The sequence below is a fragment of the Pseudoalteromonas xiamenensis genome (genome assembly GCF_030994125.1).
Lineage (GTDB): Bacteria > Pseudomonadota > Gammaproteobacteria > Enterobacterales > Alteromonadaceae > Pseudoalteromonas > Pseudoalteromonas xiamenensis_B.
Map to the genome: position 1 here is coordinate 507,633 of NZ_CP099917.1, position 17,523 is coordinate 525,155.

Below are 17,523 nucleotides of genomic sequence, written 5' to 3' on the forward strand. Positions count from 1 at the left end.
CATGGCTGAAGTTCAAGAAAAAGGCCTTATTGCGTGGTTTGCCAGAAATCCTGTGGCCGCAAACCTGCTGATGATCTTCATTATTGTGGGTGGATTGTTATCCGCGATGACCATTCGCAAGCAAATGTTCCCTCAGTATGAAAATAACTGGCTCAGCATTCAAGCCGTTTACCCTGGAGCAGCTCCGCAAGAAGTTGAAGAAGGTATCACGATTAAAGTTGAAGAGTCGCTCGAAGGGTTAGAAGGGATTAAACGACTAATTACCTTTTCCAATCGAGGTGTTTCTGAATCTTGGATTGAAGTCGAGGAAAAATACGACCCTCAAGAAGTGCTTGATGAAGTAAAAATGCAAATCGACTCAATTTCTAGCTTCCCTGCAGGCATGGAACGTCCGATTGTACGTCGTGACAAATATTCACAAGAAGTCATGATTTTGTCTTTAAGTGGAGACCTTAGTCGTCATGATCTAAAGGACCTTGGTAACAAATTACATGACGAAATGCTGTCCTTGCCAGACATTAACTTAGTGCAATTTTACAGCGGCCTTAAATACGAAATAGGTATCGAGGTTAGCCCAGATAAACTACGCGAATATGGTTTAACCTTCCGCGATATTTCGAATGCCGTACGTGGTTTCTCTGCAAACATGTCTGCAGGTCAAATTCGTTCTGAGAATGGCTATATTTCAATGCGTGTTGAAAATCAGGCGTATCGGGGCGACGAATTTAGAAATTTACCGCTTTTAAACTTACCTGATGGTGCGCAAATTCGTCTTGGCGATGTCGCTACCATTCATGACGATTTTGAAGAAGGACTACAATACAGCAAGTTTAATGGTAAAAATTCGCTCGTTTATGAAGTGAATGCATCTAAAGATCAAGATATTACAAAGGTCGCCGCGGTACTTAAACAATACCTTGAGAAGAAAGAATCAGAACTGCCAGCAACGGTAAAACTCGTCCCCATCGTTGACCTTACTTACTACCTAAACGGTCGATTAAATATGATGATCGAGAACATGATTTGGGGTGGTCTACTCGTTATGGCGATGCTTGCGTTGTTTTTACGCATTCGTCTAGCGTTTTGGGTAATGATGGGTCTGCCAGTTTCATTCTTAGGCGCATTTTTACTGATGCCCATGAATGGCCTAGATGTCACTGTAAACCTCGCTTCGCTTTTCGCTTTCATCCTAGTACTTGGTATCGTCGTAGATGACGCTATAGTGGTCGGTGAATCGGTGCACTCCGAAATCGAAGAACATGGTCATTCACTCAACAATGTAGTGCGCGGAGTTAAACGCGTAGCAGTTCCTGCAACCTTCGGTGTATTAACGACGGTTGCTGCATTCTTACCACAAACGTTTGCCACAGGCCCAGGTGCTGCATTTTCAAAAGCAATTGGCGGGGTCATTATTCTGTGTCTGTTGTTCTCATTGATAGAATCTAAATTCATATTACCGGCTCACTTAGCTGCGATGAGCAACAAACCAAGTAACCCGAAAAATCCACTGCATCGTATGCGTGAGAAGTTTGATAGCGGCCTACGTTACTTTGTTGAAGAAATTTATCGTCCGTTCGTCGTGAAATGTGTTCACTATCGTTACACCGTCATCTTAGGCTTTATGTCTGTGCTTATTGTGAGCGGAGGCTTGTTTGCTGGTGGTTTTATTAAGTTTGTCGCGAACCCGAAAATCCCCCATGACTTTCCTCGTATCACTTTAGAGATGAACTTATCATCTTCTGAAAACGCCACGCTTGAATCCATTCAAAAAATTGAGCAAATGGTGCTAGAGGTTGATAAGAAAATCGAAGCTCAATACGGCAAAAAAATGGTTGAAAACATTTCTGTGAGCCTACGCGGTCGTACTCGCGCAAATCTCATGGCGATTTTGGTGAAACCAGACGAACGTCCTATAGATACATTCGCTCTTAGCGACATGTGGCGTGAAGCAATGCCACCTCTACCAGGCATGAAGACCTTGAATATTCAAGACAGCATCATGAATGGTGGCCGTGATGACGGCGATATTAGCTTCCGTTTAGAAGGTAAAAATCGCGATGAGCTTGTTGAAGTGGCAGGTAAATTAAAAGACAAGTTACGCACAGTGCAAGGCGTCGGCGATGTAAATGACTCAATGCAAAGTTCAACAGACGAAGTACAGCTTAACCTTAAACCTTTGGCTTACAGTTTAGGCTTAACGTTGGCTGATGTCGCATCTCAAGTTAATTTCAGTTACTACGGGCTCGAAGCTCAGCGCATTTTGCGTGATGGTGAAGAAATCAAAGTAATGATCCGCTACCCACGTGAGTATCGTGACAACATTAGTGATATCAAGGATGTGCGTATTGTTACGCCAACCGGTGCCGAAGTACTGCTTTCTGAAGTAGCGGAAGTTAATTTGGTCGATGGCGTAAACAGTATTCGTCGTGAAAACTCAAAACGTACCATCAATGTTTGGGCCTCGGTGGATACCAACCAAGCTGAGCCTTTTGAAATTGCAAAGAACATACGTGACGAGTACCTTCCTTCACTACTTAAAAACTACCCAAGTGTACAAAGTTCTGTCGCGGGTCGTATTCAAGAAGAAATGGACAGTGTCGCAGAACAAATTCGCGATTTAGTGTTGTCTCTACTTATTATTTTCGCGTTACTTGCTATTCCGCTGCGCTCATACACGCAACCACTGCTAATCATGTCTGTTATTCCATTTGGTGTTGTTGGTGCAGTTTATGGCCACGTTCTAATGGGTATGACCATGAGTAGCCTCTCTTTCTTCGGAATCATTGCCGTAGCCGGTGTGGTCGTCAATGACTCTCTCGTTATGGTTGACTTTGTAAACCAAGCCCGTGAGCGAGGTATTGCTATCAAAGATGCTGCTGTAGATGCTGGTTGTAAACGCTTTAGAGCGATTCTGCTTACCTCGCTGACAACCTTTATTGGCCTTATGCCAATCATTTGGGAAACGAGCTTACAAGCGCAAATCGTTATTCCAATGGCAGTGTCTTTAGCCTTCGGCGTGCTGTTTGCGACGGTAATTACACTTGTGTTGATCCCTTGCCAATATGTTGCGCTCGAAGACTTTAAACGCTTAATGAGAAAACTGCGCGGTAAAGATAAAGAAGCATTACCGGTAGACGAAACGCTCCCCCAATCCAATTAAGTTGATGACAACAAAAAGCTCACGTTAAGTGAGCTTTTTTTGGATTAAGTTTAATATCAAACTTAGCAAGAATGTTAGAACGTCCATTCAAGGTGAAGTTGCGGAACAGATTCCGATGTGTTTGTGCCGAGTTTATGGCGCCAATATTGCCATTCTACACCAAGCATTAGATTATTCGGTTGATTACCGAGTGCATAGCCTAAATCCCAAACCAAAATTGGCTGTGCCAAAATCCAGCTTTTAACTTCGCCACCGAATTCGTTGCGCCTACCATCAATAAACTCCATGTGACCTGTAAAGTGGAAACGTTGCTCCCCAATAGTAAACGGATAACCCCAAGCCATATCAAACATCCAACTATCCGTTTCCATCGGTGCGCCTTGTTTAGCTACTCCCGAGCTATCATCGATGTAGCTTGTAAAACTTGTCGTCAAGAAATTAAATCCTGGTACATCCCAATGGAGTTTAATACCTGGAAGGTACTTCATTACTTTTGCGTCACCAGCAACGTTCACACCTGCAACGAAACTGACATCGCGAATAGCACCGAAACTAAAATCCTGACCTGTAATTTTACCTAAGCTAAACGAACTGTACCATTCGCCATAATAATCACCATCCTGATACCCATCGTCTTTATCGTCTTTAGTAAAGTCAATAAAGAAAAAGTTATCTCCATACTTATAGCCTGAAGCATGTTGCAATGAATAAATGGTTGCGTTTGCTTTTTGCTGGCTAAACGGATTTTTGAATTCACCATGGTTTAAGTGGAGCTGAGTGGTACTCCAATCAGCTGCAAAACCCGCTTGGCTCGCAACGAGAAGCGAAAAAGAGATTACGGAATGAGTTTTCATGGGCGCATATACTTAGTTGATTAAATCATGCAAAGTATAACAGATAGAAATAGTTAGAGCGCTTTTCAGCGCTCTAAATTCTTTATGCTTTGTTTCTCTGTAAACAAATCACAGCTATCGCGGTGAAGGCGAGGATAAAGCAGTAGAAAGAGGATGCGGAGACTTCCCAAGGGCTAATCTTAAACGTTGCACCAAGTAACAGCGCTTGTGCGCCATACGGTAACGATCCTTGCATTACACACGCGAAGATATCAAGTAAACTCGCAGAGCGTTTTGCAGAGATGTCACCATCGTCCGCTAATTTCTTTGCAACAGGCCCCGCAACAATAATAGACACGGTGTTATTTGCAATACATAGGTTGCTCGTCAGTACCAAAAATGCAATGCCAAGTTGATCGGCAACCTTTCTGTGCCATTTAGCTACAACTGCAGTCATTTTTTGTACTAACTTCGCTAAAAAATCGAGTCCACCATTACGACGAATGAATTCAGACAGTCCACCAATAAACATTGACAGTAAAAAAATCTCCTGCATGTCACTGAAGCCTTTGTAAACATCCTTCACAAAACCGCTGACTTCATAACTGCCCGTAAAACCAACAAGGGCGGCGAAAATGATGCCACTAAACAGTACGACGAACACGTTAAACCCCATCACCGCAAGCACTAAAATAAACGCATATGGCAGAACGAGTAACCAATCAAACGGTTTCGTTTCAACGATTTCAGGTTCCGGTGTCAAAAAGAGCAACAGCAACACCGTTAACGCAGCTGCAGGTAACGCAATTTTTAGATTTTCTCTGAATTTGTCTTTCATTTCACAACCTTGCGTACGCGTAGCTGCAATTGTTGTATCAGAGATAATTGACAAATTGTCGCCAAACATCGCTCCAGACACCACCGTGCCTGCCATTAGTGCAGGGTCAATACCTGTCTTCAATGTTATCGCATACGCAATTGGGCCTATCGCACCGATTGTGCCCATAGAAGTCCCCATTGCGGTAGAAACCACAGCCGCAATTAAAAATAAACCAGGTAACAACAACGAGGGTGGAATTAACGATAGGCCTGCATTAACCACGGCATCCACACCGCCTGTAGCACCTGCAACCGCTGAGAATGCACCAGCGAGCAAATAAATTAAGCACATCGTAATGATGTTGCTATGGCCCGCGCCTTTAATAAACGTTTCTACGCTCTCATTGATGCTGGTTTTGTTAAACCAAAATGCCAATACAATCGCAGGCAAAATCGCCACTGGCGCAGGCAGTTGGTAAAACGCGTATGCAACGCCTTGTAAGTGTAAATACAGACCTACACCTAAAAATAGACTCACAAACGTTAAAAGAGGGATAAGCGATAAAATCGCCTGTTTTTTATTGTAGGTTGGCTGCATAGCACTCCTCACTTAAATCACCACAGCCAAGCAAGAACTTATTAGCTGCATTTTGGCCTCCGACAAAAAACATTACGTAAGAGACACCTAAAACTTCACGCCCGCAATAAAGTAAAATCGGCGAAGGCGGAAGTTTATATGTATGGATGGCTAAAGTCTATGGTGATTTGATATTATTGTTCTTATTAAAACCAATCAGACAGCCGCGCCAAGCACTCGCGAATTCTGAACAGCAAGTTTATTAGAGTTATCAACCTGACTATTACACACAGATCCGATAAACTCTACCCTATCACCTAAAATAGCTAAACTCGAGGAAGATCAAATGGATCGTATAGGTATATTTGGCGCAAATGGCCGAATGGGTCAGGCATTAATTGATGCCTGTGCGCAAGCAAAAGATTGTAAGCTCTCTGCTGCTTTCGTGCGCATCGCATCACCTCTCGCATCGACGCCAATTCATCATATTAACAAATCTGCGCCTGTTGACTTATCTTTCGCCTGTGAATCTGCACTTCAGGACTGTTCAGCCGATGTCCTGATTGACTTCACTTTACCTGAAGGCATGCGCACACATCTCCAACAAGCAGTCAAATTGAATTTGCCCATGGTCATTGGCACAACAGGTCTCGATGACGAAGACAAACAAGCACTTACTGAAGCCGCTAAGCATATTCCTATCGTTTTTTCACGCAATTATAGCGTGGGGGTAAATTTGCTGCTTAACTTAGTCCAAGTTGCCGCGACGAAACTCGCCGAAGAAATGGACATTGAGGTCTTTGAAGCACATCACCGCAACAAAATTGATGCACCTTCTGGTACCGCATTAATGATTGGTGAAGCCATCGCACAGGCAAAAGGATGGGATCACGATGCCGTTGCGCGTTTTGATAGAACCACGATTCATGAAGCAAAATCACAACAAGAAATTGGTTATTCCGTGCTTAGAGCTGGCGATATAGTTGGTGAACATACGGCTTATTTCGCAACTATGGGCGAAAGGCTCGAAATTACTCATAAAGCCTCATCTAGATTAACGTTCGCAGCTGGTGCTGTAAGGGCTGCGCAATGGTTACGGAACAAGCCTGCTGGACTTTATGATATGCAAGATGTCCTTGGTTTAAAGGAGTTAGCTTAAGTTTTTAACAGTTTCGTTAACTTTTTTAGTTTAGAACCTTATTTTTGAATTTTTTTGATAGATCATTAGACGAATCTGCCAATTTACTGTAGACTGTATGGAATTTGCCAAAAATTTATAAAACTGCGTGTTACCAAGCGCTTAATAAACGGGAAGTAATGCGTATACGCAGCTCCCGTTTTTTTACATCTAGGAGGTTAACTTGACTAAATCCGCTCTGTTAGTCCTTGAAGACGGCACAGTGTTTCGCGGTACTGCCATTGGTGCTGACGGTATTTCTGTCGGTGAGGTAGTATTCAATACGTCGATGACAGGTTATCAAGAGATATTGACAGACCCGTCTTACGCGGAACAAATTGTTACTCTAACTTACCCGCACATCGGTAATACGGGTACTAACAGCGAAGACGAAGAAGCAGGTCAAATCTGGGCGAAAGGCCTAGTGATCCGCGATTTGCCATTGCTAGCGAGTAATTTCCGTAACGAGCAATCGTTAAGTGACTACTTAAAAGAACGCAACATACTGGGTATCGCTGACATTGATACACGTAAGCTAACTCGTATTCTTCGCGATAAGGGTGCGCAAAACGGCTGTATCATCGCAGGTGATGAAGTTTGCGAACAAAAAGCACTGGACGCTGCCAAGGCCTTCCCAGGCCTCAAAGGTATGGATTTAGCAAAAGTCGTGTCGGCAAAAGAAGCCTTTCCTTGGCGTGAATCAAGCTGGACATTGGGTGAAGGCTTTAAAACGCTTCAGGCTGATGAAGAAAAGTTTCACGTTGTTGCGTACGATTTTGGTGTCAAACGCAACATTTTGCGTATGTTGGTCGATAGAGGGTGTAAATTGACCGTGGTTCCCGCTGAAACCCCCGCCTCTGAGGTCTTAGCGTTGAATCCTGATGGAATCTTCTTGTCTAATGGCCCTGGCGACCCTGAACCATGTACCTACGCAATCGATGCTATCAAATCCTTCCTAGAAACAGACACTCCTATTTTCGGCATTTGCCTCGGCCACCAGCTTCTAGCTCTCGCTTCCGGTGCTAAAACAGTAAAAATGAAATTTGGCCATCATGGCGGTAACCACCCTGTTAAAGATTTAGATCGCAACGTGGTTATGATCACGGCACAAAACCACGGTTTTGCTGCAGACGAAGCAACATTACCTGCGAATCTACGTGCAACTCACGTTTCATTATTCGATGGCACACTTCAGGGTATTCACCGTACTGACAAGCCAGCGTTTAGCTTCCAAGGTCACCCAGAAGCAAGCCCAGGTCCACACGACGCAGCGCCGTTGTTCGACCATTTCATTGAATTAATGCAAGCACGTAAAGCCTAATTAATAGCGGAGTCAAAATGCCAAAACGTACCGACATAAAAAGCATTCTTATTTTAGGCGCAGGCCCAATCGTTATCGGTCAAGCGTGTGAGTTTGACTATTCAGGCGCGCAAGCATGTAAAGCCCTAAGAGAAGAAGGCTATCGAGTTATCCTTGTTAACTCGAACCCAGCTACAATTATGACTGACCCAGAAATGGCGGATGCGACGTACATCGAGCCAATCCACTGGGAAGTAGTAGAAAAAATTATCGAAAAAGAGCGCCCATGCGCGGTATTACCGACGATGGGTGGTCAAACGGCGCTTAACTGTGCGCTTGACCTTGACCGTCACGGTGTTCTTGCAAAATATGACGTTGAGTTAATCGGCGCGACTGCTGATGCCATCGATAAAGCAGAAAACCGTGAACGCTTCGACAAAGCGATGAAGAAAATCGGCCTAGAGTGTCCACGCGCTGAAATCGCTCACTCAATGGATGAAGCGCTCGATATCCTAACTCGAATTGGCTTCCCATGTATCATTCGTCCATCATTCACGATGGGTGGTACTGGCGGTGGTGTTGCCTACAACATGGAAGAATTCGAAGAGATCTGTACTCGTGGTCTTGACCTTTCACCAACAAAAGAGCTGCTTATCGACGAAAGCTTGATCGGTTGGAAAGAGTACGAGATGGAAGTGGTTCGTGACAAAAACGACAACTGTATCATCGTGTGCTCTATTGAAAACTTCGACCCTATGGGTGTTCACACAGGTGACTCAATCACGGTAGCGCCAGCGCAAACACTGACTGACAAAGAATACCAATTAATGCGTAATGCATCGATGGCCGTTCTTCGAGAAATCGGTGTTGAAACAGGCGGCTCAAACGTCCAATTTGGTGTAAACCCTGCCGATGGCCGTATGGTTATCATCGAAATGAACCCGCGTGTATCGCGTTCATCAGCCCTAGCCTCTAAGGCAACTGGTTTCCCTATTGCAAAAGTAGCGGCAAAATTGGCTGTTGGCTACACGTTGGACGAGCTACAAAATGACATCACGGGTGGTGCGACACCCGCGTCTTTCGAACCTTCTATCGACTACGTTGTGACTAAGATCCCACGTTTCAACTTTGAAAAGTTCGCAGGTTCTAACGACCGTCTAACGACGCAAATGAAGTCTGTTGGTGAAGTAATGGCAATTGGCCGTAACCAACAAGAGTCTCTACACAAAGCACTTCGTGGTCTTGAAGTTGGCGCGACGGGTTTTAACCCTATCGTTGCACTTGACGACCCGAATGCACGTGAAAAAATCGTCCATGAGCTTCGTGAGCCAGGTGCAGAGCGCATTTGGTACGTGGCTGACGCAATGCGTCACGGTATGTCTATCGAAGAAGTATTCGAACTTACAAAAATTGACCGTTGGTTCCTAGTTCAAATCGAAGACATCCTAAAAGACGAAGCGACAATCAAAGAAGTGGGCATGGCAGGTCTTACTGAAGACTTCCTACGTAAACTCAAGCGCAAAGGCTTTGCTGACGCGCGTATCGCTGAAATCGCAGGTGTGTCAGAAACTGAAATCCGTAAAAAGCGTCATGCGCTTAACATCGTTCCGGTTTACAAGCGCGTTGACACGTGTGCGGCTGAATTCAGCTCAGACACAGCGTATATGTACTCAACCTACGACGAAGAGTGCGAAGCGCAGCCATCAGACAAAGACAAAATCATGGTTATTGGCGGTGGTCCTAACCGTATCGGTCAAGGTATCGAATTCGATTACTGCTGCGTTCACGCTGCACTTGCAATGCGTGAAGATGGTTACGAAACGATTATGGTTAACTGTAACCCTGAGACTGTTTCAACAGATTACGATACGTCTGACCGCTTATACTTCGAACCAATCACATTAGAAGATGTATTAGAAATCGTACGTGTTGAAAAGCCAAAAGGCGTTATCGTGCAATACGGTGGTCAAACACCACTTAAACTTGCTCGTGCACTTGAAGCGAATGGCGTGCCAATCATTGGTACTTCACCAGATGCGATTGACCGTGCGGAAGACCGTGAGCGTTTCCAACACTTAGTTGAGCGTTTAAACCTACTTCAACCAGAAAACGCGACAGTAACGTCTCTTGAAGAGGCGATTGTGAAGTCTCAAGAAATCGGTTTCCCACTCGTAGTTCGCCCATCCTACGTACTAGGTGGTCGTGCAATGGAAATCGTTTATGACGAAGATGACCTACGTCGTTACATGACGCACGCCGTATCAGTATCTAACGAAGCGCCGGTTCTACTTGACCGCTTCCTTGACGATGCGACTGAAGTTGACGTAGACGCTATCTGTGACGGTCAAGAAGTACTAATTGGTGGTATCATGGAACACATCGAACAAGCGGGTGTTCACTCTGGTGACTCTGCGTGTTCACTACCAGCCCACTCATTGTCTGAAGAAATCCAGAACGTCATGCGTGAACAAGTAAAAGCAATGGCGCTTGAACTTGGCGTAGTCGGTCTGATGAACACTCAGTTTGCAGTGAAAGATGGCGAAGTTTACTTAATCGAAGTGAACCCGCGTGCTGCGCGTACTGTGCCATTCGTCTCTAAAGCAACTGGCGTTGCGCTTGCGAAAGTTGCTGCACGTTGTATGGTTGGTCAATCACTGCAATCACAAGGTGTAACGAAGGAAGTAATTCCTCCGTACTACAGCGTGAAAGAAGTGGTACTTCCATTTGCTAAGTTCCCTGGCGTTGACCCAATGCGTGGACCAGAAATGCGTTCAACGGGTGAAGTTATGGGTGTTGGTGAAAACTTCGCCGAAGCCTTCGCAAAAGCACAATTAGGTGCGGGTAACACTTTACCACGCGGTGGTCGCGCGTTACTATCTGTGCGCAATGGTGACAAGGCACGTGTAGTTGAGCTTGCCAAGACAATGAAAGCGCTAGGTTTCGAATTAGATGCAACGTCTGGTACTGCAGCAGCACTGGAAGAAGCAGGCATCGAAGTTCGCCGCGTGAACAAAGTGTTCGAAGGACGTCCTCATATTCTTGACCGTATCAAGAATAAAGAGTACAGCTACATCGTAAACACGACTGAAGGTCGCCAAGCAATTGAAGACTCTAAGGTGTTGCGTCGTGGTGCACTTCAACACAAAATAAACTACACCACTACGTTGAACGCTGCATTTGCTAACTGTAAAGCACACTCTGCGGATGACAGAGCAAATGTAAGCTCAGTTCAAGAGCTGCACCAGCGATTAAACTAAGTACGATGCTGGGGTGAAAACCCCAGCTTATAGCGAGATAACTATGCAATCAATTCCGATGACTGTACGAGGCGAGAAGCTGCTTCGTGACGAACTGAATCACTTAAAATCTGTTGTGCGTCCTAAAATCATTGCAGACATCGCCGACGCGCGTGAACACGGTGATTTGAAAGAAAACGCAGAATACCACGCTGCGCGTGAGCAACAGGGCTTTTGTGAAGGACGTATTCAAGAAATTGAAGCTAAGTTGTCTACAGCTCAAGTTATCGACGTGACAAAGATGACAAATAATGGAAAAGTTATTTTCGGCTCTACCGTGTCTATTGTGAACGTTGATACCGACGCTGAAGTCACTTATCGCATCGTGGGCGATGATGAAGCGAACATTAAAGAAAATTTGATTTCGGTAAATTCACCTATCGCGCGTGGTTTGATTGGTAAAGAAGTTGATGACATGGTGACAATTCAAACACCGAATGGTGCTGTTGAATATGAGATCACTGAAGTCGAATACCTGTAATTACACATCGACTCGCAAAATAAAACCCAAGTTTATACTTGGGTTTTTTAATATTTAATTCAACGATATAACGAATTATAAGCTATTTAAAAAAGCCAATAACGCGCTTTTATCTGACTCACCCAACACTTCAAAAGCAACTTTAGCCGTTTGCCCTTCTCCGCCATGCCAAAGAATGGCTTCTTCGAGGCTACGTGCCCGACCATCATGTAAATAACTATGTTGTGGCGTGCAGAATTCATTACCTTGACCGCCAAGAATGTTGTCTAATCCACCCGTTACGCATGCAGACAATCCAATTCCCCACAGTGGTGTTGTACGCCATTCTGAGCCACTCGCATCACCTTCACCAAGTGTGTCCGCTAAACCACTGCCCATATCGTGCAGCAACAAATCGGTGTATGGGTGAATAGTTTGATTGCGTAGTTCTGAAAAGGGGTGGAAAGCGCTTGTCTGCACGGTATCGACGTGACACTGTCCACACCCGATGTTTGCAAATACACTCTTGCCCTGTTGAACTTGCGCACTCTCTGAATCTCGCTGTGCGCGAATACCCAGAAGCGCCAGATACTTTACCAATTTATCTAGATCGGTATCTGATACCTCTACTGCATTAGCGCCGCAATTCGATTGAGCAGAGCCACAATCAGGATTCGGTAATAAACTCGATGTCACTCCCATATCGGTGTTGAACGCACTGGCGACTTGATGCTTCAAATTTACCGTTGTCGCTTTCCACCCAAATCGTCCGAGACGCGTAACGCCAGTTTCAGGATCCGCGATACGGTTGGCTTTTCCTGAAATACCATCGCCGTCCAAGTCGTTTGGGTCTTCTTGCGCTAAAATCGTTTCTTCTGAAATCGCCTCTAATAACCCCATTCCAACGAGTTGTGGTGCGATACGCGCTGAAAATTTGGCTGGTGTGACTTTGCTGAACTGGAAATTCGGCTTCCGCAACCCATTGTTTTCACTCCAGCTAGAGATGATAACACTGCCTTCGCTTTCACTGCTTGGGATCCCGAACGTACTTGGCTGCAATACTTTTCCGATGAGCGGATCTGGATTTCCATTGCTGTCTGAGACTTTGAATACCCATTTGTTTAAAGGCTCTCCGACTGCCGCGGGTGCAGCGCGACCGTTTCGAGCATGGCAGCTCACACAACTTTGATTTATGTAATGAGGACCGGCTTTGCCAACAACGGCATTAAATATTCCATTCTCATTTCCATGCTCATCGTGTTGTCCCGAAACAAAACTGCTGTGATGCACTCGGCGACCTTCAACAAACATTTGCCCGTTAACGTTGGACAAGTTGGTTGCCATTTGCATGAAATGATTGTCTGGCTCATTGGTATAGTTGTAAGGTAACGTAGTCCCACCCCCGAGCCACGCACTTTGCGCAATTGGGTATGAGTCTTCACGTTGAGACCCTTTTTCGTCAAATTTCCCTTGTGTTTTCCACGGTACCAATCCTTGTCCAATGACGTAAAGATAGGTAGTCCCGTAATAGTTATCTCGCCCTTCTGGTGCAGCGAGCAAAAATTGGCTTGCCTCAAATTCCATGCGCTGCCCGACTTGCAATGGTAAAAAACCGGTTTGGCCCGGATCCCAATTAAGTGGTCGGTAATCGTTTATGACTAAACGATAGCGATGCTGAGTACCGTTATCGCTGATTTTGTTGAAATTATGATCATAGCTTCCTTGATCTAACGCTTGAACCGCGCCATTCACACCAAAATAGTTACCGTGATATTCAGCAACGGTATTCAAACCTCGGTACCAAGCACGAAACTCCCGTTCATCAAGTGGCCACTCGGTGATAAACGTTATTTCCAAACTATTTCCACCTTTCGCCACGTAGTCAACAAACTGAAACTGTGCAGTTCGATGTATCCAATAGTGAGAAAGATAATGGTCATAACTCTGGAATTGGTCCTCCTTTGCGTGCCTATCTCGACCTCTATCTGAAAAACGAGTAACCAAGGCATCTCCTCGATCAAACTGAATAGCTTGCTCAAGCACCGTATCAGCAGAATACAATGGAACTACATTTGAACTATTGATGATTGGACAGCCTTGATTGTCAACGCTACTGCCTACCGGCGTATTTGGACACGAGTCCAGTGTATCAGGCACACCGTCGCCATCACTGTCTGCATTGGGTGGTGTACCGCCACCGCGCTTTAATGTGAAGGTTTTTATGGTTGTGTCGACTGCACCACCACCGGCTTGGTAAGTAAACCAATACTCAATCGAATCACCATTTTGGAGACTTTCAAGACTCAGAGTGTTACGGCCACCATTAACCACCATGCGTACGTTCTGTTGACCTCCACCATTGATACGATAGTGGACGTCCGCCCAATCCGTTGTATTGACAAAAAATTCAACACTTGAGTCACTCGTTTGTGTAATACCATATGGCTGTTGAACAATTGGACATCCCTTACTGTCAACCTGTGTTCCCGCTGGGGTATTCGCGCATTCATCTAGCAAATCTTCAATACCATCACCATCTGAATCCACAGCCTGCCGTGTTGGCTCAGTTAGGATAGCCCATTCTGCAAGTTGTGTAATATTGCCACTATTGTTGTTCATGGTCAGACGGTAATATTGGTATGGCGTTTGATTGCTAAATGAAAATTCTCTTGTTTCGAATCTAGACGCAAAATCTTCGTTATTACGCGAATCTAAGGTTGCCCACGTTACCCCATCGTTTGAGCCCAGCAATGTCCAGTTCAATGGATCGCGAACAGCCGCATCATTTGCAGACGTCAATCTGTAGCCTTTTGCAACGTATGCCCCGTCGGTCGCCTTAAATTGGATCCACATTCCGTTATGAAAAGTCAGATACTTCGTATTAAGATTGTTATCAATGACTTTTTCAATTGTTTCACCTTGCGGTGAGTCATTGTATTGGGCGCTCAAATCTCCGGCAGAATCTGTGATGTCGATTAGCGTAGACAGTTCACAGCCTTTTTCATCAACTGGTGTGCCAACTGGCGTATTTGGACAAAGGTCAAGATTATCCTTTACACCATCACTGTCTGAATCCAGGTCTGGCGCGCTACCACCACCAGTCCAAACAATATCATCCATCGCCATTTCAAAGGGGAATGTCGGTATTTGTCCGTCAACTGACACGATATTGAAATGGTTTTTGATTGACTGTAACGCGATAAGTGGCCCTGCTAGGTCTTTCACTGGAATAACCGCTTCCGCCCAGTCACCATGACGAACCAGTCCATAGGTCGTTGTATTTGCAGGAAACGTTATCCAGTTTTCATTCGTATAGGTATCCGCAATGCCAACCTTAAATGATACATTCGCAGGGATTTTGATCTTGAACCGAACATCACCATCAACAAATGCACTCATGTCTCGAGCTTGTCGAGCTTGAAAACCACCACCAAACCACTGATCTGGCGTATAGTTCCAAGAAATAACGGAACTACCTTCATAGGCCGCTGCATTTCCTGTGCTTATAGAAGTTTGATTCCATACATAAAAATCGGCATTTTCACCCAACGATAATTTGTTTGATGTTGGGGTGTTATCGGTAAATACACCGAATGTGCCATGCTCCGCTGGAGTGGTATTACCTAAAAACACTTCACCTTGACCATCGAGCTGATACACACGCACATAATCGACAATCATCTTGCCCGGTAGTGGTGCTGTCACCTCGCTGTCACTGTGCGCATCCGTAAAATTTCCCCCTACAGCAAGATTCATGAGCAAATAAAATGGTTCTCTAAATTCACTGGATTCATCATCAATCAGAAAAGGGGCATCGTACATGTCGTACTCAACATCATTATCAACCACAGCAAACCGAATCGATGTTTGTGTCCAATATAAGCGATACGTCACAAAGCGGTCGGTTAACGGCTGCGAACTCAAGTGAGCATTGTCGTTTTGCCAAGCAAGACTTGCGGCACAGGTTGGATTTCCACTACCGCAGGCAGCTTCGGTATAGAAAATAAGATTCGACCCCGTATAGTTGTTTATCGGCGCTCCTGGAAACCCAGCATCTGCGCGACTTTGCGAAGATTGCCCCATTTCCATAATGTCAATCTCACCTTTCGCAGGCCATGTTGCAGTGCTCGTTCCAAGCATCCAAAGTGCGGGCCAAAGACCCATATCCACTCCAGATACTTTCATGCGCATTTCGACCATGCCGTACTTGATGGCGAGTTTATTGCTACTTTGGATTTTTCCAGAAGTAAAGCCCTTTCCTCCAACGGATTCCCGTCTTGCCTCGATGACTAAGCCTTTGTTTCCTGGTTCTCCCACGATGTCTTCAATGCCAACGTTGTTTTCACTGTACCACTGCAGCTCTTGATTGCCCCAGCCGCATAAACCCAAAGCGCATCCATCACCCGTATCCACGTTCCAAATTTCTGTATTGAAACTGTTGAAATTATCTTCCCACATCAAGCTTCCGACAGCGGCTTGAGTTTGAGGCGTGAGGAGCACAGCGACGAAAGCAAGGCTTGCATGCAAATGCCTTCGCGAGGTTGATATTATTGTTTTCATTGTACTTTCCTTTGTCTTTGCTTTGATGAGCCAAGTTTGCCCTGTCGTAGTACTACCTCGTATCGACAACGCAAATATTTATCATTTGCTACATTTAAATAACATGTAAGCGCTTTCATTTAAAGCGTTAAACCAAGTTTTTTGCAAGTAAATGGGTACGATTTATTAGCAGAAAGCTGTTATCTTATTGAAAATAATAAATATATTTTTTATCTCATTTTTTACAATCCGGCGGCGAACACCATAGTTCAAGAATGATAGAAAAATACCCACTAAATTTGATCAAAATAACCGTTTCATTTCTTGACTATTCGTCAAATTTAAAAAATAATGACGTAAAGTCAATTTTGACGAAGCGACACAAAAAAGAGGCACCTAAATAGGTTTTTGAGGCAAATCAGTTTGGCTGTGTTATTCTTCTGACCAATATGGGTAGAGAAAAAGAATTTCATGTTTAAATTTGGCTGTAAATCGAGTTGCCAACATAGCTTTTTAGGGAAATCTAAAAAGCAGGTCGCTATTGCTGAGCGACATCAAGAATTACTGATGTTAGCGCGTGAAATTATCGCTCTTGAGGGATTTCATAGTTTCACAATGGATAAGCTTGCTGCTAAGAGTGCATACTCAAAGGGCACAATTTACAATCACTTCAACAGTAAAGAGGATGTAATTGTCGCGCTTAGTATCGAGTCGATGAAGTTCATGGAGAGCCTGTTCAAGCGAGCTTATCAATTTCAAGGGAGCAGCAGAGAACGCATGGTTGCATTACACGTAGCATACAACCTTTTCTCGAAGCTTGAACCCGTGATGTTTTTGTGTGTACTTACCTCTAAAACCCCTTGGGTTATGGAGAAATGTGACCCTGAAAATTTAGAGAAGAGCATAGCGCAAGAAGAAAGATTAATTGCTGTCGCCGACCAATTTATCACGGATGCAGTAAATGCTGGCGATTTACAATTAAGCCCAACAATTAGCAGCGACACACTTATATTTGCGAATTGGGCTGTCGCATTTGGAACAAATGCATTGATTAACAGTGCAAAAGAAAGCAGATGTATAGAACCCGTTTTGGATCCTTTCACTGCGCTTTATAACATCAATATAATGCTTGATGGCATGCAATGGTTACCGCTTTCAAGTAAATGGGATTACAAAAAAGTGTGGCTTAAAGTCGAAGATACGATTTTTGCCGATGAAGTGGCCTGTTTAAAAGCATCAAATTCTATTTAGATGATATGCCCCTACTCTCTTGCACTGGTTATCTCAAGAATGTGAAATTCACAATGAATAATTAAAACTCGCAACACTGGCGAGTTTTTTCAAAACGCTTAATGACGAATC

9 protein-coding genes are annotated in these 17,523 nt (G+C 44.5%); 6 read left to right on the forward strand and 3 right to left on the reverse strand.

Annotated elements, in window-relative coordinates; all coding sequences use genetic code 11:
- Position 1: 1 nt before the first annotated feature.
- A complete protein-coding gene (locus NI389_RS02285) occupies positions 2-3,160 on the forward strand; it encodes an efflux RND transporter permease subunit (RefSeq protein WP_308361404.1) in 3,159 nt (1,052 codons plus the stop codon).
- A 74-nt stretch (positions 3,161-3,234) separates the two neighbouring features.
- Here the strand turns inward: NI389_RS02285 and NI389_RS02290 are convergent, their stop codons facing one another.
- Together NI389_RS02290 and NI389_RS02295 are read right to left on the reverse strand one after the other, a co-directional pair.
- Positions 3,235-4,014 (reverse strand): nucleoside-binding protein, encoded by a 780-nt coding sequence (locus tag NI389_RS02290; RefSeq protein ID WP_308361405.1) that lies wholly within the window; start codon positions 4,012-4,014, stop codon positions 3,235-3,237.
- Between the two features lie 82 nt (positions 4,015-4,096).
- On the reverse strand, positions 4,097-5,410 hold the full coding sequence (locus NI389_RS02295) for a Na+/H+ antiporter NhaC family protein (RefSeq protein ID WP_308361406.1): 1,314 nt from the start codon (positions 5,408-5,410) through the stop codon (positions 4,097-4,099).
- 325 nt (positions 5,411-5,735) lie between these two features.
- Here NI389_RS02295 and dapB point away from each other — a divergent pair, with 325 nt between their 5' ends.
- From dapB to greA, 4 genes are all read left to right on the forward strand, one after another.
- On the forward strand, positions 5,736-6,548 hold the full coding sequence (gene dapB / locus NI389_RS02300) for a 4-hydroxy-tetrahydrodipicolinate reductase (protein ID WP_308361407.1): 813 nt from the start codon (positions 5,736-5,738) through the stop codon (positions 6,546-6,548).
- A gap of 202 nt (positions 6,549-6,750) precedes the next feature.
- Positions 6,751-7,887, forward strand: a complete 1,137-nt coding sequence (carA, locus tag NI389_RS02305; protein WP_208843478.1) for a glutamine-hydrolyzing carbamoyl-phosphate synthase small subunit — start codon at positions 6,751-6,753, stop codon at positions 7,885-7,887.
- A 17-nt stretch (positions 7,888-7,904) separates the two neighbouring features.
- Positions 7,905-11,123 (forward strand): carbamoyl-phosphate synthase large subunit, encoded by a 3,219-nt coding sequence (gene carB, locus NI389_RS02310; protein WP_308361408.1) that lies wholly within the window; start codon positions 7,905-7,907, stop codon positions 11,121-11,123.
- 43 nt (positions 11,124-11,166) lie between these two features.
- Positions 11,167-11,643 carry a transcription elongation factor GreA gene (greA, locus tag NI389_RS02315; RefSeq protein WP_208843480.1) on the forward strand — a complete coding sequence of 159 codons (477 nt, stop codon included), beginning with the start codon at positions 11,167-11,169 and terminating at the stop codon, positions 11,641-11,643.
- A 75-nt stretch (positions 11,644-11,718) separates the two neighbouring features.
- Here the strand turns inward: greA and NI389_RS21170 are convergent, their stop codons facing one another.
- A complete protein-coding gene (locus tag NI389_RS21170; protein ID WP_308361409.1) occupies positions 11,719-16,182 on the reverse strand; it encodes a di-heme oxidoredictase family protein in 4,464 nt (1,487 codons plus the stop codon).
- Between the two features lie 450 nt (positions 16,183-16,632).
- Here NI389_RS21170 and NI389_RS02325 point away from each other — a divergent pair, with 450 nt between their 5' ends.
- Positions 16,633-17,412: a TetR/AcrR family transcriptional regulator gene (locus tag NI389_RS02325; RefSeq protein WP_308361410.1), complete on the forward strand. Its 780-nt coding sequence runs from the start codon at positions 16,633-16,635 to the stop codon at positions 17,410-17,412.
- Positions 17,413-17,523 lie beyond the last annotated feature (111 nt).

Excerpts from the sequence above, each read along its gene's own strand:
- NI389_RS02325 (WP_308361410.1), top strand. The coding sequence starts at position 16,633 with ATGTTTAAATTTGGCTGTAAATCGAGTTGCCAACATAGCTTTTTAGGG.
- NI389_RS02290 (WP_308361405.1), bottom strand. The coding sequence starts at position 4,014 with ATGAAAACTCATTCCGTAATCTCTTTTTCGCTTCTCGTTGCGAGCCAA.
- greA (WP_208843480.1), top strand. The coding sequence starts at position 11,167 with ATGCAATCAATTCCGATGACTGTACGAGGCGAGAAGCTGCTTCGTGAC.
- NI389_RS21170 (WP_308361409.1), bottom strand. The coding sequence starts at position 16,182 with ATGAAAACAATAATATCAACCTCGCGAAGGCATTTGCATGCAAGCCTT.
- NI389_RS02295 (WP_308361406.1), bottom strand. The coding sequence starts at position 5,410 with ATGCAGCCAACCTACAATAAAAAACAGGCGATTTTATCGCTTATCCCT.
- carB (WP_308361408.1), top strand. The coding sequence starts at position 7,905 with ATGCCAAAACGTACCGACATAAAAAGCATTCTTATTTTAGGCGCAGGC.
- NI389_RS02285 (WP_308361404.1), top strand. The coding sequence starts at position 2 with ATGGCTGAAGTTCAAGAAAAAGGCCTTATTGCGTGGTTTGCCAGAAAT.
- dapB (WP_308361407.1), top strand. The coding sequence starts at position 5,736 with ATGGATCGTATAGGTATATTTGGCGCAAATGGCCGAATGGGTCAGGCA.